Origin of the sequence: Pontibacter rufus (assembly GCF_015694705.1) — a bacterium.
Taxonomy (GTDB): domain Bacteria; phylum Bacteroidota; class Bacteroidia; order Cytophagales; family Hymenobacteraceae; genus Pontibacter; species Pontibacter rufus.
This window is the reverse complement of the sequence record NZ_JADQDR010000008.1, coordinates 154,271-173,720: the sequence shown is the minus strand read 5'-3', so window position 1 is coordinate 173,720 and position 19,450 is coordinate 154,271. Positions and strand designations below refer to the sequence as shown.

Sequence of the window (19,450 nt, the reverse complement as noted above, 5' to 3'; positions counted from 1 at the left end):
TATACTATAAATTCCTGTGCCACACTTATGAAAACTAGCAGGTTTACTGCGCCAATCCATTATAGCATGTTTATTTTTAGCCAAACAACGAATTGGTAAATTTCACTTTCATGTTGGTCTGAAAGTTGGCGATGGTTTTGAAGATCTCCTTCAGGGTGACCTGCTCAATCTTTGTGAGGCTCTGGATATCGATATAGTTTTGCGGCTCCGTCTTGTCGTGAATAATCTGTACTGCCTGCTTTTTAAGGCGCATGCTCATCAGGTAATAGTACGACTGCATGAGCTCCTGGTATTCGCCTTCAGAAAAAATGCCTTTATCCTTTAATGCTTCCAGGCGCTCGCCGGTGTTGGTCTTAAAAATGCGGTTTTCAAGGGCATGCACCCGCACCAGGTCTACAATGGGTGTCATGGCCTTTTTGATATTGAACACTTCGCGCTCTCCTTTGGTGAAGGTGCGGATATTTTTGAAGTACGTAAGCGGCGGCACGTACTGAAGCGCGTTGTTGGCCATGTGGTACAGAAAGCGGCCCAGCGGCTTTTGCAGTTCCTCGTCCAGAAAAGTGCGCAATTCCTCCATAATCACAGGCTCCCCGTAAATAAGGCGGCAATCGAAGAAGGCTGAGAATTGCATCACCGTTGCCGGTTCCGGCTCTTCCATCCAGCTCTCATAGTTACGCTTCCAGTGCGAAAGCGAGTGCGTCCATTTGGCATTTTTAGCCATGTAGCCGCCTGTGCAGTAGCTGAAGCCAATACTATCCAGGTTTTCTGACACGCGTTCAGCAAACTTCAGAAAGTATTCCCGCACCAGTTCACGCTGCTCGTTGGCTTTGTCTTCGTAAATAATGGCGTTGTCCTGATCGGTTTTGAGCGTCTGCTCTTTACGGCCTTCGCTGCCCAGCACAATAAAGGCAAATTTGGCCGGCGGTGGCCCCATCTCGTTAATAGCGCTTTCGATTACTTTCAGCGCAATTGTATCCGATACAGTGGTAATCACCTGGTTGACGATCTCAGGCTTTACGCCGCGTTTCAGCAGTTGGTATACTATTTCGGGTACCTTCTGCCATTTCTTCCGCAGCTCCTCCACCGATTGTGCCAGCTTTACGGATTGTATAAAAACGAACGGCGACTGCGCCTGCTCACTCACCAGCCTGTTGCGGCTGGTAAATCCAATATGTCTGCCGTTTTCCTCAATCAGCAAATAGCGGGTTTTGGTTTGAAACATGAGCAGGATAGCCTCATATATAAAAGCCTGGGTGCTGATGGAGACAACAGGATTGCCCATGATGTCGCCTACAGGGCCGTTCACGTCTGCCCGGCGGGCCACCACATGGTCGCGCAGGGTAATATCTGTTACAAAGCCCGCCACTTTTCCCTGCGTATCCGTCACGAACAGGCAACTCACCCGCTGGTTGGCCATCAGCCGGGCTGCTTCATAAATGGGTGTGCCGGCATCGCAGGAAACCAGTTCCCGGTATTCCACACTTTCAATTTTGCGGGAGTATAACTGGTCGGAGGCAATGTAGTTTTCCTCGAAAGTAGTAGGGCGCTTTACAAAATGGGCGTATTCATCGTCCAGCATGCGCCTGCCGAACTCAGTGGTGAAGAAATGGAAAAACTCCTCATAAGCCTGGCACAGCGCCCGGAAGTCGCGCCGCGGCAAAGTATAAACCACTGTGCCTTTTTTAGCGATAACGGACCGCAGCGACCGTTTCCTGTTCAGCAGCACCGACACTCCGCCATAGCAGTAGCCGCGGGTGTGCTGATCGATGATTCGTTTGTTCTGTTCACTATCGTAGAAAAAGGTTTCATACTCACCTTCCGCAATCAAATCCACACCTTTCATTTTGGTTACGTCCTGGTAGTAGATGGGTGTATCTTTGGTATAGCGTACTTCCTGCAACAAGTCAGCCACGCCCAGCAGTACGTCGTCCGGTAGTTTGTCGAATGGCTTTACCGATTTCAGGAATTGTAGTAGGTCGCTCATAGCCAGAAACTGATTAAAGTGAATAAAACGAAGATAAACAGTACAGCAAGGCCGCAGCCATAATTGCGCTTCTGCCTTATCTCTTTCTTTTGGCCAGGCGGTTTTTGTTCCCTGGCAATGGTACGTTCGTCAATGTCGCCCCGGCGGACCAGCTCAAAAAAGCATCTGGCCGTTGCCTGGGCATCATCAAGCGCGTTGTGTTGGTTCTGTAAGGGCTGGCCGAACAGCCGGTCATACAATTCTCCCAGCCGCAGATAGTTCTGGTGGGAGTGCAGCAGGAAGGCGGCCGAAGCATTCATGGTGCAGAATGTCGGCAGTTCTGTTAATGGGTTCTCAAGGCCCGACCGGAAGAAGCCGACACCCGCCATGTGGTAATCCAGCTGCATAAAGTGGCCCACAACCAAAGGCTGGTATTTACGCAGATCAGCGGCTAAGCATTCAAAAATTTCTTTCCGGTTTTCACCGTGCTGCTCCAGGAAATCGTTCGAGATACCATGTATCTTTTCAGCCGACTCTGATATAATAAACCCGTCGTTGCGCACGTAGTGGTTTTCTGTTTTCACCAGCTGCCCGTGTTTTGTATACACTGCCCAGGCCACCTGCACCGAATGTGGCCAGTCTTCATCCCGTTCGTAAGGTGCTGCCCAATCACGCGGAATACCGGTGGTTTCGGTGTCAATAAAAAGCAGGTAGTCTCTCACGGCCTTAAAGTACCGATTTAATTTTTATATGACATAGGCCGGCTGTGTTTTTCAACAAGCAGAGCTACAGCAATCCGAAATTATACCTGGTCATTTTTATAGGAGAAACAGGTATCAGCCCCTTCAGCAAAAGCGGCAATACGGGTCCGTTAAAAGAAAGGAGAACAAGGAGGGATTAACTTTTTACCGTAGCTAACAGGTCATACGCTGGCAGTCAGCAGCCGGCACTTGGGAATACATGGCATCCGTTTGTGCGTAATTTTTCTATACACAGGCCAAGGTCATCATGCAGTACATTTCCCGACTTTCTCTGGCAGAAAGGACAGGCATGCAGGTCGCCGTCTGTGTCCACGTATAAAAATCTGTTTCCGGCGCCAAAGCAGCCGATGTGGCGCTGGTGTTGTCCGGGATAAGTTACGACAGGCCAATTTCGGAAAGCTGCATCGTAATTTATGGCATCAGCAAATTCTTCCAGCAGCTTAATCTGGTCTGCAGTAAGCGCAACATCTTTCCCGGTATAGTGCCCTACAGCCCGGGGCTCTAGTAACTGAATAAAGGAAGCATTCAGTTCATGCGCCAGCTTTGCGTAGGCGTATAGATTCTCCTGCGAAATAAAATCTTTTGTAGCGCACAGGTTCAGGTTTAGCACCAGGCCAGCTTTCCGGACATTTTGCGCAGCTTTTACCACCCAGTCGTAAGATCCTGCCAGCCCTCTGAAAGCATCATGTTTTGCCGGCTCATGATGATCCAGGCTGATAGATACACCCAGCAGCCCGGCTTCTTTGAGCTGCCTGGCCTTTTCGTACGTTAACTGGTAGCCGGACGTAATTATCCAGAAATCGGTGCCTTTCTGAGCCGTTCTGAGCAGTTCGAGTAAATCATGAAACCTGACAAGCGGTTCGCCTCCGCTAAACTGCACCTGCATAACGCCCTGCTCCTGAAACCTGGCAACAATCTGCTTTAAATCGGTCAGGGTTAGGGTTTCTCTTTTGTTCAGGTTATCCCATTCAAAACAGTGTTCACAGTTTAAGGGGCACTTTTTGGTGATGGCAAAGTATACGCTGCGCTGGGCCGGCTTAGGTGCTGTGAACGTATAAAAACGGTTTAACTCTGTAAGATAGTACCTGTTGAACGCAAGCGAAGGCCAGGATGGGCCACCCATCACATAATGGTACCGGCCATCTACCTTCACCAGTTTCCGGAGCGGCTTACCCATAAACCGGGCATTAAGGGCCATCAGGTTTCTGACGGCTCTTAATGCCTGTACGGGGTTTATGATGTGGCGAAGTGCCAGTGTGTAGCCGTTTAACAGCAAACCTATCCTTACCAGGGCTACATGCCACCTGTTGCTGATAATTGTTTCCCCTGAAGGCTGCAGATTAGCCGGAACTGCCTCTGCCCTGCTGGTTTTTTTCTTAGTGAGCATAGGCTACTTCCTCTTTTGCTTGTTCAGGTTCTGTTATACCGCCGGCAAATTCCAGGTATTTCTCTTTAGAGAATGCCGTAAACTTACCCGGCTTTCTAAAGGATATCAATTCTGCCATATCCGGTATGCCTTCATAATTCCGTATATGCTCGTAATACCCGCTTGTGTGCAGAAACACGGACACCTGCTTGCCGCTGGCCTCAGGCGCATCAAATTTCAGTTCTACCTTATCGCCTACCTGCAGTTGCTGCAGATACTGCTCGTCTGTGCTGGCCAGCAGGGCATTTACATCTGTTCCATTATTCGTAACAGCCTCACTGCTTAGCGTATGCTGTACCCGTACCGGCTCATTTGGAGTTACATCAAACCCTGCATAATCCAGCTCCCAGAACATAAACCCACTCTCTACCTTTATTTCAAGCTGTTTTCCTTCAATATCGGAGAGATGCTTTACCGGCACCACCACATCCCGGGCTGCTGCCAGGGGGCCAATCAGGTTAACATAGTCTACATACTCCCAGGCATTGTTTCGCTTGACGTATACTTTCAGCGGGAGTTCCTGATCAAAAAACCACTGGTTTAGCTCCTTTCCCGACTCAAACTTCTGCTTTGCTGCCCAACGGTTGTAATAGCTGCCAAACAGCTTTGTAAACTCTCCATAAATATAGTCCAGCCACAGAGAGTTTTTTAAGTTTAAAACCAGCCTGCCATTTTCATCCGCGTCCTTCTTGTTAAATGTCAGGATCAGTTCGCTTTTTAATTCATCATTACCCGCTTCGTTAAACAGAAAGAGATGTTTGTCCCGCTCCCGCATTTCTTTTGTATAGTCTTTCTGCGCTGTGGTTACAGCTGAGACAGGCGCTTGCGGAGCTGTAATCGTATAGATCTTGCCTTTCCGATCCATCAGTGCTGTACTGTTGTTGGCATGTTCCACAACAATGAGCTGCGCCAGGTTGATGTATTGCCGTTCTTTTAACTCATTCGCGATTTGTAGCCTGTAGTTCCCAGCCACGGGTTTGATGCCCGGCAGCGGCAGGTAATCGTCCCGCTCGACCGGCGCAAAAATGGCTCCCCCGAACGTCTCACCAGCCAGCGCATATCCTTGCCCATCGTAAGTATAAACAAAAGGACAGGAGCTTTTGGTAAGTGCCACGATTACCCCGAGTACTACAATGGCCCCGGCAATAACGCCTAAAGTACCAAAAACATGCGAGGCCACCGTTCTGCCTGTAGCCCGATCTATTACATCTACCCTGTTTATTGAAGTTAAGGGAATGGAGAGTTCACCAATCGATATAGTATTCCCCTCGTTTAAAATTATCCTTACTTCGTTCAGGATTTCTTTTCCGCCCTTATGCGGATCATACTTCCGGTTTTTTTCATTTACGTTCTCGTAAGTATGCGCCACGACAGGAGGAATATCCTGTAGTTGCATCTCCAGGGAGTCTTTGCTCAGCACCAGGTCAGTAGCAAATAACCGGTGACTGGCATCTGATACGATAAAATATTTGCTGGTATTGATGGCTTCGTTGATCTTCGCAAACTGGTTTTCGCTGCCTGCTGCGGTGTTTACCTTGTAGTAATTGCAACTTACCGTCAGGTGCAGCAGAGAGATAATCAATAGTGTGCTTACGGGAACACGATACTTCTCCATGAATTTGCACACGAGCACCGGCGGGAATATTTTCCCTAATCCTGAAGTATAAGCTGCCTTCATAGAAGTATGATTTCAAAGTTAAACCTCTCTAGCGAATCTTAAGGCTTATACGGTTTACAGATTAATTCAGGTAAATTATTTAATAATATAATACAATAATTTACAAAGGCTTGCAGGCTGATCCTCCGATGACTTTTACTATACCTGCAGCAACAGAGTCCCGGTGCAATTATTCAGGTTCCGGAAATCAATTCAGGTAGATGTATAGCAAAAAAGCCTTAGCTATCAGGTTGATAGCTAAGGCTTCCGGGTGCATTCAGGTTAAGAATAAATCAGCGGTTATATTGCTTTTGCTTTTTCTTGAAGCCAGGCTGCTTCGTCATCATTCAGGTATGGCTGCAGGCGATCGGCTACCATCCGGTTATAGTTGTTCAGCCACTGGATGTGATGGGCCTCCAGCAGGTCCTTCTTCACCGGTTTGGTATCTATCAGGGCAACCGTCAGCTGCTCGAAAGTATAAAACGTACCAAAATCGTTCGTTTCGTCCTCCACCGTCAGCACCAGGTTTTCGATACGGATGCCGTACTGGCCGGGGCGGTAAATACCGGGCTCCACCGATGTAATCATCCCCAATTCGATGTCAACAGGCGTGGGGGAAGGATTAAAAACTTGCGGGCCTTCGTGCACATTCAGGAAAAAGCCGACCCCGTGGCCGGTGCCATGCCCATAATTGCGGGCATAATCCCAGAGTGGTTTGCGGGTGATGGCGTCCAGTTGGTAGCCGCGGGTACCTTTCGGGAAGCGGGCCGAGGCGCCGTCTATCATACCCTTCAGCACCAACGTATAATCTATACTTTCTGCGTCCGTTAAATTGCCCAAAGATACCACCCGCGTAATATCGGTGGTGCCGGTCTGGTATTGCCCGCCGGAGTCGAGCAGGAACAGGCCATCTGGGTTCAGGGTAGCATCGCTTTCGGGGGTAGCTTTGTAATGTGGCAGTGCGCCATGTGCTTTGTAGCCGGCAATGGTATCAAAACTCTCGCCTACAAAGCCTTCCTGCTCCTCTCTAAAGGCCCGCACTTTATCAGCCACCGACATTTCTGTGATTTGCGTGCTGCCGACATGCTCTTCCAGCCATTTGAAGAAGCGCGTCAGGGCCACGCCATCTTTTACCATCGTTTGGCGGGTGTTTTCTATCTCTGTTTTATTTTTAACAGCTTTGAAAAAGGCAGTTGGATTCGTATCCTGGATAACACGCACCGAAGCCGGCAGCTTTTTATAGAGTGCAAAGCAGTTGCGTTTTGGGTCGATGAGAATGCTGGCGCCATCAGGAAGGCTGACCAGGGCAGGTTCAATCAATTCATAGGCCTGCAGTTCTACGCCTGCCTCCAGCAGTTTATGCTGGTCTGCGTCGCTTAGCTTTAAGGTGTCGATAAATAAAATAACCATTTCTTGGCTGATAAGCGCAAAGCTGAGCACCACCGGATTACACTTTACATCAGAGCCACGCATGTTAAAAAGCCATGCCAGATCATCCAGCGATGAAATCAGATGATAATCTGCTTTATACTTACGCAGGCCAGCGCGCAGCCTAGCTAACTTATCCGCCAGTGATTCTCCGGTTATTTCTTCTCCGAGCAGGTATGCCGGTGCGGTGGGCAGGCTGGGCCTGTCCTGCCAGATGGGTGCCAGGTAATCACGGCTACTGTCCAGCGCTATGCCAAGGGGCAAAAGCTGCTGCTCCAGCAGTTGGGCCAGCCCCACAGAAATCAGTTTGGCATCAAAAGCAACAATTGCACCTGCGTCTAATCGTTCGGCCAGCCACTGAATATACTCCGGCGCATGCTGCACGTTTAGTTTCACCAGCTCAAACCCGCTGCCTTCCAGTTGTTCACCGGCCTGCTCAAAATAGCGGGCATCTGTCCAGAGGCCGGCAAAGTCCTCGGTTATCACCAGCGTGCCGGCCGAGCCGGTAAAGCCCGAGGCAAAATATATGCACTTATACCTGTCCGGCAAATACTCGCTTATATGCGGATCTGACGAAGGGATAATGTAGGCGCTTACGCCCTCCCCTTTCATCTGGCTCCGGATGGCCATCAGCTTTTCCTTATAGTTCATGGTTTGATGTATAGGTGTGAAGGCAAATTAATAAAAGATGGGGATAAATGCGCAGACAGCACGTTTTTAGTCGTACAAAATAGGTCTGAAAAAAATATTTTCAATTCTTCAACCTAAAAAATTTTATATATCAGATTATATACGATATTTGTGCTGACAGTATTTACACAATTGTACTATTACTATTTATTTAATGCTGCCTGCATCAAAAATATGCCTAATTTTTAAGTATAAGTAGCTCCTTCAGCATGCCTGCATCTTCCCGAAAACTAAAGTTAAAAGTATTGCTTAGCCTGGGCGTCAGTCTGCTGCTTACTCTTTTTATTCAGTTTATCTCTTTCCTGCTAAATCACAACTTACAGGAAACCAAACACATGGTTTCGCATACTTATCAGGTTATAAATGAGCTAGATCAGACCAAAACAGCCCTAACTACGCTGGAGAGCAACGCACGCGGCTATGCTATCAGCGGCAATACAATATTCCTACAGAGTTTCGATAGCGTACAGGTAAGCATCTATCGGCACCTGCAGCAGGTAAAGGTACTAACATCGGATAACCCGGCGCAGCAACGCAATGTAGCTGAATTAAAACCACTGATTGGTGCAAAAATAGCCTTTAATGATTCCATGATTCATAGAAAAAGGGAGCAGGCTGCAGCCCTGATATCGGCAGGTGAAGGGAAAATGCTCATGGATAAAATCCATTCTAAAATAGTGGGAATGAAAGCAATAGAGAACAGGCTATTGGCACAAAGGGAGGAAAAGTCCACCACGCTTACCAATCAGGAAAAGATAATAAATGGACTAGGCACCTTGCTGATGATTAGCATAGGCGTGTTTGCCATTTTTAAGATCTTTAAAGACATTAATAAGAGAGTAAAACTTGAGCATGAGCTGAGAGAAAATGAATCGCGCCTGAAGCAGTTCTTTGAGGCGCTTCCTGTTGGTATTACCGTGCGCGATGCACGGGGAGAGTTGGCTTTTGCCAATAAACAAGGCCAGGAAGTCTTGTCTAAGCTTTTTCCGGGAGGGCCAATCCAGAATATACACCAACTGGAGCATGATGAAAGTTTGTTTATGGCAGGCACCGATGAGTATTATCCCCTGGAGCAGATGCCAATCATGCTGGCATTGCGCGGCATTAAGGCGCAAACAGATAACATTGAGATAAGGCAGGGTAATGACATAATACTTTTATCTGAAACAGCCGGCCCGGTTTTCGACAGAGCTAATGAGGTTGTATATGCTATTGCAGCCTTTCAGGACATTACGGATCGTAAAATCGCGGAAGCAGAGTTGATGCAAGCCAAAGAGGCGGCTGAAGCCTCATCTGTTGCCAAAGATCGTTTCCTGGCGAATATGAGCCACGAAATCCGTACACCGATGAATGCTATCATAGGCTTCTCCAATCTTTTACTTAAATCCGGCCTGCACGAAGAGCAAAAGCAGTTTGCTGAGGCAATACGCACGTCGGGCGAGAACCTGCTCATCATCATCAACGACATTCTTGATTTCTCAAAATTGCAATCCGGCATGGTCCAACTGGAGGTTATACCTTTCGGTATTGCCTCGCTACTGGATTCACTGGTAATGATGTTGCAGCCCAAAGCTCGTCAGAAGGGCCTGGAATTAAGTATAAAAGCTGGCGATATGCTGCCGGCGCTGGTGCTGGGTGATCCGGTCAGGTTAACGCAGATCATATCTAACCTGGTTGATAATGCCATAAAGTTTACAGAAAAGGGCGCCATACTGGTTAATGCAAAGGTCCATAAAACCGAACCGGATAAAGCCTGGATAACCATCTCAGTAACTGACAACGGCATCGGCATACCAGCAGATAAGCTGGAAACAGTATTTGAGCGGTTCAGCCAGGCCTCCAGTTCCACCACACGCGAGTTCGGAGGTTCGGGGCTGGGCTTAACAATTGTTAAAAACCTGGTAGAGCTACAGGGCGGCCGTATTTCAGTGGAAAGTACTCCCGGACAAGGTTCCGTTTTCGAGGTAACCATCCCTTATATACTGGTTGCGGAAGACGACCTGCTGCCCTACAGCGCCCATGCACAGCCGGAAGACAGCACTATATTCCGCCGCCAGTTACACATACTTGTAGCAGAAGACAACCCGCTCAACCAGAAGCTCGCCCTGCGGGTTTTGCACGACATGGGCTTTACAACTGAACTTGCCGTGAACGGAAGCGAAGCAGTGGCGCTTATCAGACAGAAAAAACACTTTGATGCCATACTAATGGATATTCAAATGCCGGTGATGGATGGATACGAGGCGACCAGGCACATTCGTAATGAGCTGAAAGCTGAGGTGCCTATTATGGCTATGACGGCGCACGCCATGAGCGGCGAAAAGGAAAAGTGCCTGGCGCAGGGCATGAATGATTATATCTCCAAACCTTTTAAAACCCAGGAGCTCCTCAGCAAGCTCTACCTGCTGGCAGGCACTCCAAAGCCCGAACTACCTTGTGAGCCCGATACAGCGCCGCCGGCTGTAAAGCTGTGCGATCTGGCTTACCTGCATAGAATGTCGGGCGGCGACAGCAACTTTGTTAAGGAAATGATTATCCTCTTTCTGAAACAGGCACCCCGGGAGCTGGAAAAAATGAAACAGGCAGCCATGATAAATAATTTGCCGGAAGTTAAGGAAATAGCCCATAAACTTAAGTCCTCTGTATCGCTGATAGGTGCAGAAAGTATGCTGACAAGACTCAAACAAATAGAAGAACTGGTAAAGCAAAACCCTGAAGTTGACCATGTACTGCAACTAAACCAGGAGCTTACCGACATAAATAGTAAAGTAATGGTAGAACTGCAGCCCCTTTCAGCCTGACAAACAATTTATACTTCCGGGTGAAGCCGCCAAAGTAAAGCACTTTGTATAAGCTTTATCTGCAAAGGTTATTAAGCTAAAATTTATCCGGCCGTAAGCGCCGCAATTAACACAGCAAACTTATACTTATGATGATTCTTGTAGTTGAAGACGATGAAATGATTTTACGCACGCTTGAATTCCGGCTGAAGAAGGACAACTATAGCGTAACAGTAGCAAGGGATGGCAGGGAAGCGATGGAAAAGCTGAAAAACAACAAATTTGACCTTGTGCTTACGGATCTTATGCTGCCCTTTGTAACCGGCATGGAAGTGCTATCCTATGCAAAAACAAACCTGCCCGAACTGCCTGTAATCGTACTCTCTGCGGCTGATGAAGAAGGCACCATTATGGATGCCTTTAAACTTGGCGCTGATGATTTTATTGCCAAGCCTTTTAGCCCGGGTGAACTTTCGCTTCGTGTAAAACGCCTGCTTATCCGTTATACTGTTACAAAATGAAGCTAACTTCGGGGTGCGGTGCAGCGCTTTGCCTGTGCTTATCCTTCCTGCTCTTCTCCGGTGCTCTGCAGGCGCAGGTTCCTGCCGCTAAGGCTGATTCACTTTTCAGGCAGGCGCAGGAACTGGCCTATAAAGGCAGGTATAAGTATAGCCGGCAACTTGGCAGACAAGTACTGCAGGCAATTCCGGCTTATACCGATGCCACGCTGCTGATTGCCCGCACATATGCCTGGGAACAGCAATACGACTCTGCCAGGGTGCTGTTGCAGCCACTGTTACAGAAATCTCCGGCCCGGCAGGAAGCATTACTCCTGCTGGCTGATATCGAGTTATGGTCACATGCTCCTGAGAAAGCGCTTTCCTATAGCAACAGCGGCCTTGCCGCTGCACCCGCTGCTGTTCCTTTCCTGCTCCGGAAAGCCCGTGCCTTGTATGCTATAGAAGAGTATGAAGATGCCGCCACTACCCTGGACATGCTGCTAAAGCAGGAACCGGAAAACAAAGATGCACTGAAAATAAAGGCCCAGGTGCAGCAGGCGCTTCGCGTAGATATCCTGAAAGCCAGCTACCAGGTAACTGCTTTTGATCAGCACACAGATGCCTGGCACCTGGGGGCACTGGAGTATACCCACCAGACCTCCGGCAGCAAATACCTGGCAAGGGTAAGTTATGCACAGCGCTATGGCGATAAAAGCCTGCAGGGTGAACTTGATGCCTATCCGCAGCTCAGCAGGAATACGTATGCTTACCTGAACATTGGCGCATCCGATAAAAAGTTATTCCCCTCCTACCGCACCGGCGCCGAACTATATCATGTATTCCCGCACGTAATAGAAGCATCACTGGGCGCCCGCGGGCTGTTCTTTCCGGATGAAACCGTTGTTTTATACACAGGTTCTGTAGGAAAGTATTTCCCTAAAAAATGGCTGAACTTCCGATCATTCCTGCAGCGGACGAATAACGAATGGCAGACAACAGGCATCCTGCAGCTGCGCCAATATCTCAAAAGCGAAGAAGACTACCTTACCCTGGTCCTGGGCAAAGGCAGTGTTCCGTCTGAACAGGTAGGTTTCCGGGAAATAAGCCGTTTGAACTCCACCCGTGCCGGGCTGGATGCCCAGTTCCGACTCGGAAAAAAATACCTGCTGGGCGGCACATTTACCTACGAGTATGAAGAGTATGCGAAAGACTCCTTCCGCAGCAGGTACACGGTGGGCATATCAGTTCTGAATAAATTTTAGACAATGGAAACAACATACCCTTCCCGCATACTTCCGGCAATACCGGAGCTGCCTGACCTTGTGCAACTAAACCTGCTCACTTCGCTGCTTTTTGCTGCTATTGCTTTTATACTTTTCCTGTTTATCATTTACAGCAGGTTCAGGGATGGTGTCCGTTTCCGGAAAAGAAGGTGGATGGACAAAAAGGCGCAGCAGTTTATTACATCTTACCTGTTCAACGCCGATGAGCTCACAGCTTCGCACCTGGAAAGCTTCAGGCAGAAGTATATAACCAATGCTTTTCAGCGCTACGTCTTCATCGAAAACCTGCTCAAATTACACAGGAATATCACCGGCGAATCATCCGACAGATTACGGACGCTTTACCAGAGCCTGGGGCTACACGCTTATGCCAAGCAAAAACTTTATACTTCGTCATGGGCCAAGAATGCAAATGGTATATGCGAGCTAGCAGAAATGGGCATGAAGCAGGACGTTGAGCTAATCCGCGCATTTATCAACCACTCACATCCGGTTTTGCGTTCCGAAGCGCAGATAGCGTTGGTGCACCTGCAAAACGAAGCACCTTTCTCGTTTCTGGATGAACTGGAAGAACCGCTGATGGAATGGCAGCAGATGCAGCTGGCACGCGCCGCACAAAAGGCCGACTCCATCAAAATACCTGCTTTCAGCCAATGGCTGCAGAAAGATGAGGACACCATTGTGATGTTCTGTATCCGGATGATTGAGCATTATAACCAGTACGATGCGGTTGCCGATCTGCTTAAGTTGCTGGACCATCCATCAGCCCTTATCCGCAAGGAAACAGTAGTTGCGTTGCGTAACCTTGGGGCCTGTGAAGCGGCTGAAAAGTTGCTGCAAATCTACGGCAACGAACAGGTTACCATGCGGCAGGAGATCCTGAAAACGCTTGCGCTTATTGCCGGAGACGAGTTGCTCACATTTTATAATAACCAACTACACGACAGCGACAAAGGTGTGCAGTTTGAAGCTGCCAGGGCCATGGCCCAATGCGGCGCCCGCGGAAACGAATTAATCAGCATAATAAAAAACAACCCACAGCATGGGCTGCAGCCTGTTGCCGCTTATACTTTAGAGCCCACGACATGAATAATCTGATGCAATACTATTTATCTGAAACAGCCGGGTTCTTTAATTACCTTATCCTGTTTTATGCCATCGGCATTTGCCTGAGCTACGTTGTGCTTTCGGCTATATCTGCATGGGCCATGAAAAGGTATAAACAAAAAAACAGCTTTGTTAATTACCGTGCTATCCTGTCGTCTCCCTTTGCACCTTCTGTTTCGCTGATTGCCCCCGCCTACAACGAGTCGATGACCATTGTAGACAATGTCAGATCGCTGCTGACGCTGCATTACAACAACTGCGAAGTTATTATTGTGAACGATGGCAGCAAAGACAACACCATGGAGCTGCTCATTAAAGCTTATGAATTAGAAAAACTGGATTTTGCTGTTAACGAATTAATTGCCACAAAACCTATCCGAGGCGTTTATAAAGCCAGGAATCCTGCTTACCACAAGCTGGTGGTAGTTGATAAGGAAAACGGCGGCAAGGCGGATGCGCTGAATGTCGGCATTAACATCGCGGCCAATAAGCTTATTGCCTGCATTGATGTGGATTGCGTGCTGGAATCAGATTCTTTGCTGAAACTGGTAAAACCCTTTATGGAAGAGGAGCGAAAGGTAATTGCTACAGGCGGTGTTATCCGGATTGCTAACTCCTGCGTGGTGGAGGCTGGCCGCCTGATAAGTATAAGGGTGCCTGAAAAGTTTATCGCGCGGGTGCAGGTGCTGGAGTATTTCCGGGCTTTCCTGATGGGACGGATGGCCTGGGCGCAAATGGATGGACTTTTACTTATCTCCGGCGCCTTTGGCATGTTTGACAAAGAAACAGTAATACGCGCAGGCGGCTATAACCACAACACCGTTGGAGAAGACATGGAGTTGCTGGTACGCATGCGCCGGCTCATGTATGAAGAAAAAACACCCTGCAAAGTCGCATTTATTCCGGACCCGCTCTGCTGGACCGAAGCGCCCCAAACTTGGGACATACTAAAGCGGCAGCGCAACCGCTGGACAAGAGGAACAGCCGAGACTTTGTGGCTGCACCGCAAAATGATTTTCAACAAAAAGTATGGCATTTTGGGAATGCTAAGCCTGCCACTCTGGATATTGTTTGAATGGCTCGCTCCTTTAGTTGAATTTTTCGGTACGCTGTTCTTTATCTGTATGGCTATACTTGGGTATGCCAACTGGCCTTACTTCTTTTCTTTCTTCGGCCTTGTTTACGCGTTTGCTATTATGACTTCGGTCTCTGCTATTTTATTTGAGGAGCGCTCTTACCAGCAGTATAAGCGGCCAAAACACATGCTCAAATTACTGGGCACCGCCCTGTTCGAGCCTGTGTTTTATCATCCCGTTACAGTATGGGCAGCCATCAAAGGCAACTACGACCTGATTACAGGCAAAAAGAGCTGGGGCGAGATGACCCGCACAGGCTTCGCGCAGAAAGCGCCTGCCGGAAACTAACCACATCAGCGCAAAGGCACATTATCCGATACGCCTGCCTGAAGCCTTTTCGGCCGTAAACGCCTGCAGTTATACATGCTCAGAGCGCACCAGCAGCAATACCGAATCCGGGCGAGGCCTCCAGTCCATAGTAAGTAGAAACCGCACAGGTGTCAGCAAACCTATACTTTGCTGGCACCTGTGCGGTTTAATGCTATCCTTACTCCCATACTTTACCAGGAGTGGGCTTAAAGTATGGCTTTGCTGTTAAAGAAAAACTTTTCGCAGCCTCCATAATCATCCTCCTGAAACCGCACACACTGTTCATTTCTGAACACTTATTCAGGCCTGAAAATCCAATAATATAAGATTAAATTACTGACTTTCAATTATTTATCATAATGGCATACAAATTGGCTTTATAGGTCTGAATGAGTATAAAATAATACCATGGATCGCGAACTTTCAGCCTCAGCTAAACAAGCCCACAAGAGAAAACGCATCTGGCAGACAGGCATAATCCTGGTGCTGATTGCAGTTGCCGTGTTTGGGTTCAAAAGACTTATCACGCCCAGCCTGAGCCGCGCTGAGATAAGAACAGCGGAGGTAGAGCGCGGACCTGTAGCGGCCACCCTAACAGCGAGCGGCGTGGTAGTGCCGGAGCATGAGCTGGCAATAACCAGCCCGATACAGGCGCGCATTGAGCAGGTAGTACACCATACCGGCGACAAGGTGCAAACAGGTGATCAGATTCTGCTCCTCGACAAGGCTTTTACCCAGCTGGCTTACGAGAAATTGAAAGACGAAGCGGAGCTGAACGAGCACAAGCGGGTGCAGCTCCGCCTGCAGCTACAAAAAAAGCTTAACGCATTAATCTCTGAGCTGGCCATCAAACGCATGCAGGTAAAGAGCCTGCAGGCGCAGTTAGGAGATGAACAATACCTGCTGAAAATTGGCGGCGGCACGCAGGAACGGGTAAAACAGGCGGAACTAAACCTAAAAATAGCGCAGCAGGAACTCGCACAGATAGAGCAGGACATGACCACCGAACGCCAGTTGCTGAAAGCTGATGAACAGGAACTACGCTTTACCATGGCGATACAAAGCCGCTCGATTGAAGAACTGGAGCGCAAAATGGAACAGGCGGAGGTGCGGGCTGATCGCCCGGGCGTGATTACGTGGGTAAACAGCGAAACAGGCAGCAACGTGAATGCCGGCGACGTGATCGCCCGCCTTGCCGATCTGAGCAGCTACAAAGTACAGGCCGTCATGTCGGATGCTTTTGCCGGACAGCTGCAAACTGGCGCACAGGCAACTGTACGCATCAACGAAACCGACCTTAGCGGCACCATTATCACAGTAGATCCAACGGTTACAAACGGTACCATCACTTTTTACGTGGCGCTGGATGAAGATAATAACCAACTGCTTCGCCCCAACCTGCGCGTGGATGTATACGTGACCACCGCCACCAAACCCAACACGCTTCGCGTGAAGAACGGCCCATACTTTAGCGGTAACACCAACAACCAGGTTTTTATCGTGCGGCAGGATGAGCTGGTGCGCGTGCCGGCACAGGTGGGCGTAAGCAACACGGATTATGTAGAGCTGGAAAACGGCGTCCAGCCCGGCGACGAAGTAGTTATTTCGGATATGCAGGATTATGCGCACATGCCAAAGGTAGATTTGAAGTAGATATTATCGAATCCTGTAGCACGTGATACGATAAAGAAGTGATACGCTAAAGTATAAACCCATGAAAAAGTTGTTCCTGCCTTGTTTGCTGTTTATGTGTCTGCTGCTGCGCTGCGCCCCAGGTATAGCCCAGCCTGCAACACGACAACTGCGCCTGCAGGAGATAATTGCGCTGGCGCAGGAGCAATCGGCGGTGGCAAAGCAGGCCCAGACTACCCGCGAAACCAGCTACTGGCAGTGGCGCAGCTTTAAGTCTGATTACAAGCCGCAGCTGAGCCTGGAAGGTGTTTTGCCCGATTTCAGCCGCTCCATTACGCCTGTTACCCAGCCGGATGGTACACTGGAATTCCGACCGGTATCCATCAACAACGCAGAACTTGGCCTCACGCTGAGCCAGGCTGTCGGACCGACGGGCGGCACTATTTTCGTAACTTCGCTGATGCAGCGCTTCGATGACTTTGACCGCAACCAGACCCGCTACAACGGCAACCCGGCCATCATCGGCCTGCAGCAGCCGCTCTTTGCCTACAATGGCCTGGCTTGGTCTAAAAAGATTGAGCCCTTAAAGTATGAGGAATCGCAGCGCAAATACCTGGAGGAGCGCGAAAGTATAGCTGTGGACGCTACCGAATTATACTTCGATCTGCTGCTGGCACAGGTAAATCAAAGTATAGCCGCCAAAAACTTAGCCAACAACGATACCCTTTACCAGATTGCACAGGAGAAGTATAACCTGGGCAGGCTCTCTAAAAACGATTTGCTGCAGCTCCGCCTGGCGGTGCTTAATGCAGATTTGGCTTTGGCACAGGCTACCCTGGACGAGCAAACCGCCGGCCTCGCCCTGAAAACATTTACAGGCCTGGAAGACAGCGCGCAGCTGCAACTGGATGTTCCCGAAGTTATACCTGCCACCATCGTTGCAGCTCAGCTGGCGCTGGAACAAGCACGCAAAAACCGGAAGGAAAGTATAAACTTCCGCCGGCGGATGCTGGAGGCAGAAAGCCTGGTAGCCAAAGCCAAAGGCGACAACGGGCTAAATGCCAGCCTCTACGCCACCTTCGGCCTCACCAACCGCGGCGCCACCTGGACCGACATTTACAACCAGCCTGATAACCAGCAGGGCGTCCGTCTGGGCTTTAGCATGCCGGTGCTGGACTGGGGGCGGCAGCGCTCTATCTATAAAATTGCGGAGCTGAACCAACAGCTGGTGCAATATAAGTTGAGCCAGGAGGAAGCCAGCTTTGAGCAGCAGGTTCTCACGCAGGTAAACCGGTACAACACCCTGAAAGCCAGAATACAAACTACCGCCGAGACAGACGAGATAGCACAGCAACGGTACGAAATTGCCAAAAACACCTTCGTTATCGGCCGCATCAGCATCACGGATTTAAACATTGCTTTAGCTGAGAAAGACCAGGCACGACGGGCCTACATTGCCGCGCTCAGCGAGTTCTGGACCGCCCACTTCAGCCTGCGCCAGCTCACGCTCTACGATTTTGAAAAACAAACCGCGTTGCAGGACATGGAGGAGGAGAGATGAAGAACAAGAGATTAATTTTAGCAGCACCGGGTCCAAACATCCCTGCCGCTCAGAGTAGGGGAACATGGCTGAAGTTAAAGGGAATGGTTGATGTACCATAGCATAAGTTTAACCTCCTTTATACCAAGATCTTTCCAAGATGACAAAATTGCGAGCATTAATAAAGAACAGGGGCATAGCGGAAGGCAGGAGCTACTGGAAATAGTTCCAGTCCTTGGGTTGAGCGCCTTGGTGTGTTCCGGTGCCGCGGATGCGGCAGCGCTCCAGCGCAGGTTCACGCCGCCGCGCTCAACCCAAGGACGAGGCCTCCCGGCCTTGAGGGCTCCGAATAAAAGGTGAAACAGGACAAGTATAAAACAGAGGATGAACAACAGCTACAAAGTATAACAAAGATTACGAACAGCAGCTACTGCAATAGATCTCTCGCAATGGCCCGAAATGATAAAATTAATTAAAAGACAAACAGAGGAACACGGGCCCAAATTAAGAAATCATCAAAAAAACCATACCTTAAAACTATGATCACGCTATCAAACATCGAGAAGGTCTACCAAACCAAAACCATTGAGACGGTGGCCCTGCAGCACGTAAACCTGACAGTTCCGAAAGGGGAGTTTCTCTCTGTGATGGGCCCGTCGGGTTGCGGCAAAAGTACGCTGCTCAACATTATGGGACTGCTGGATGTGCCCAGCAAAGGCATCGTGGAAATCAACGGGCAGCCCATCAAAAGCTACAAAGACAAAGAGCTGGCACACCTCCGCAACGAAAAAATAGGCTTTGTTTTCCAGAGCTACCACCTGGTGAACGACCTGAGTGTGCTGGACAATGTAGAGCTACCCCTCCTCTACCGCAAAGGTGTTTCTGGCACGGAGCGCAGCCGCCGGGCTAAGATAGCATTGGAAAAGGTTGGCCTTAGTGCCCGCACCAGGCATTATCCGAACCAACTCTCGGGCGGCCAGCGGCAGCGTGTGGCCATTGCCCGCGCCCTTATCGGGCAGCCGGAAATTATACTGGCCGACGAACCCACTGGTAACCTGGACTCGGTAATGGGCGAGGAAGTGATGCACATCCTCCTCAACCTGAACCGGCAGGACGGCACCACCATAGTGATGGTAACACACGACGAGAACATGGCCCTGAAAACCGAGCGACTGGTGCGCTTCTTCGACGGGCAGCAGGTGTCGGATGCGAAGATTCACGAATTTCAAAAAGTATAG

Annotated in this window: 13 protein-coding genes; 8 read left to right on the top strand and 5 right to left on the bottom strand. The window is 49.3% G+C overall.

The window, feature by feature from the left end:
• Positions 1-76 precede the first annotated feature (76 nt).
• From I2I11_RS14590 to I2I11_RS14570, 5 genes are all read right to left on the bottom strand, one after another.
• Entirely contained in the window at positions 77-1,984 is a 1,908-nt protein-coding gene (locus tag I2I11_RS14590) for a DUF294 nucleotidyltransferase-like domain-containing protein (protein ID WP_196268465.1), read from the bottom strand.
• Positions 1,981-2,685, bottom strand: a complete 705-nt coding sequence (locus tag I2I11_RS14585) for a 3'-5' exonuclease (protein ID WP_196268464.1) — start codon at positions 2,683-2,685, stop codon at positions 1,981-1,983. The genes I2I11_RS14590 and I2I11_RS14585 overlap by 4 nt, the downstream gene beginning before the upstream one ends.
• Positions 2,686-2,899: 214 nt before the next feature.
• The gene (locus tag I2I11_RS14580) at positions 2,900-4,111 is read right to left on the bottom strand and encodes a radical SAM/SPASM domain-containing protein (RefSeq protein WP_196268463.1); all 1,212 of its coding nucleotides are present in this window, start codon (positions 4,109-4,111) and stop codon (positions 2,900-2,902) included.
• Positions 4,101-5,828 carry a hypothetical protein gene (locus tag I2I11_RS14575; RefSeq protein WP_196268462.1) on the bottom strand — a complete coding sequence of 576 codons (1,728 nt, stop codon included), beginning with the start codon at positions 5,826-5,828 and terminating at the stop codon, positions 4,101-4,103. Before I2I11_RS14575 ends, I2I11_RS14580 begins: the two co-directional genes overlap by 11 nt.
• 279 nt (positions 5,829-6,107) lie before the next feature.
• The gene (locus I2I11_RS14570; protein ID WP_196268461.1) at positions 6,108-7,886 is read right to left on the bottom strand and encodes an aminopeptidase P family protein; all 1,779 of its coding nucleotides are present in this window, start codon (positions 7,884-7,886) and stop codon (positions 6,108-6,110) included.
• 248 nt (positions 7,887-8,134) lie between these two features.
• On the opposite strand from I2I11_RS14570, the gene I2I11_RS14565 reads away from it, so the two are divergent.
• From I2I11_RS14565 to I2I11_RS14530, 8 genes are all read left to right on the top strand, one after another.
• Positions 8,135-10,726, top strand: a complete 2,592-nt coding sequence (locus I2I11_RS14565; protein ID WP_196268460.1) for an ATP-binding protein — start codon at positions 8,135-8,137, stop codon at positions 10,724-10,726.
• 128 nt (positions 10,727-10,854) lie between these two features.
• The gene (locus tag I2I11_RS14560) at positions 10,855-11,226 is read left to right on the top strand and encodes a response regulator transcription factor (protein WP_196268459.1); all 372 of its coding nucleotides are present in this window, start codon (positions 10,855-10,857) and stop codon (positions 11,224-11,226) included.
• A complete protein-coding gene (locus I2I11_RS14555; RefSeq protein WP_196268458.1) occupies positions 11,223-12,467 on the top strand; it encodes a YaiO family outer membrane beta-barrel protein in 1,245 nt (414 codons plus the stop codon). The genes I2I11_RS14560 and I2I11_RS14555 overlap by 4 nt, the downstream gene beginning before the upstream one ends.
• A 3-nt stretch (positions 12,468-12,470) precedes the next feature.
• A complete protein-coding gene (locus I2I11_RS14550) occupies positions 12,471-13,577 on the top strand; it encodes a HEAT repeat domain-containing protein (RefSeq protein WP_196268457.1) in 1,107 nt (368 codons plus the stop codon).
• Positions 13,574-15,019: a glycosyltransferase family 2 protein gene (locus I2I11_RS14545; protein ID WP_230680306.1), complete on the top strand. Its 1,446-nt coding sequence runs from the start codon at positions 13,574-13,576 to the stop codon at positions 15,017-15,019. The genes I2I11_RS14550 and I2I11_RS14545 overlap by 4 nt, the downstream gene beginning before the upstream one ends.
• Positions 15,020-15,448: 429 nt before the next feature.
• Entirely contained in the window at positions 15,449-16,693 is a 1,245-nt protein-coding gene (locus I2I11_RS14540; RefSeq protein ID WP_196268456.1) for an efflux RND transporter periplasmic adaptor subunit, read from the top strand.
• A 61-nt stretch (positions 16,694-16,754) separates the two neighbouring features.
• On the top strand, positions 16,755-18,233 hold the full coding sequence (locus I2I11_RS14535) for a TolC family protein (protein WP_230680305.1): 1,479 nt from the start codon (positions 16,755-16,757) through the stop codon (positions 18,231-18,233).
• Between the two features lie 518 nt (positions 18,234-18,751).
• The gene (locus I2I11_RS14530; RefSeq protein ID WP_196268455.1) at positions 18,752-19,450 is read left to right on the top strand and encodes an ABC transporter ATP-binding protein; all 699 of its coding nucleotides are present in this window, start codon (positions 18,752-18,754) and stop codon (positions 19,448-19,450) included.

Bases quoted from the DNA above. Each gene is read 5' to 3' on its own strand.
- I2I11_RS14590 (WP_196268465.1), bottom strand. From the start codon at position 1,984: ATGAGCGACCTACTACAATTCCTGAAATCGGTAAAGCCATTCGACAAA.
- I2I11_RS14580 (WP_196268463.1), bottom strand. From the start codon at position 4,111: ATGCTCACTAAGAAAAAAACCAGCAGGGCAGAGGCAGTTCCGGCTAAT.
- I2I11_RS14575 (WP_196268462.1), bottom strand. From the start codon at position 5,828: ATGAAGGCAGCTTATACTTCAGGATTAGGGAAAATATTCCCGCCGGTG.
- I2I11_RS14570 (WP_196268461.1), bottom strand. From the start codon at position 7,886: ATGAACTATAAGGAAAAGCTGATGGCCATCCGGAGCCAGATGAAAGGG.
- I2I11_RS14565 (WP_196268460.1), top strand. From the start codon at position 8,135: ATGCCTGCATCTTCCCGAAAACTAAAGTTAAAAGTATTGCTTAGCCTG.
- I2I11_RS14560 (WP_196268459.1), top strand. From the start codon at position 10,855: ATGATGATTCTTGTAGTTGAAGACGATGAAATGATTTTACGCACGCTT.
- I2I11_RS14555 (WP_196268458.1), top strand. From the start codon at position 11,223: ATGAAGCTAACTTCGGGGTGCGGTGCAGCGCTTTGCCTGTGCTTATCC.
- I2I11_RS14550 (WP_196268457.1), top strand. From the start codon at position 12,471: ATGGAAACAACATACCCTTCCCGCATACTTCCGGCAATACCGGAGCTG.
- I2I11_RS14545 (WP_230680306.1), top strand. From the start codon at position 13,574: ATGAATAATCTGATGCAATACTATTTATCTGAAACAGCCGGGTTCTTT.
- I2I11_RS14540 (WP_196268456.1), top strand. From the start codon at position 15,449: ATGGATCGCGAACTTTCAGCCTCAGCTAAACAAGCCCACAAGAGAAAA.
- I2I11_RS14535 (WP_230680305.1), top strand. From the start codon at position 16,755: ATGAAAAAGTTGTTCCTGCCTTGTTTGCTGTTTATGTGTCTGCTGCTG.
- I2I11_RS14530 (WP_196268455.1), top strand. From the start codon at position 18,752: ATGATCACGCTATCAAACATCGAGAAGGTCTACCAAACCAAAACCATT.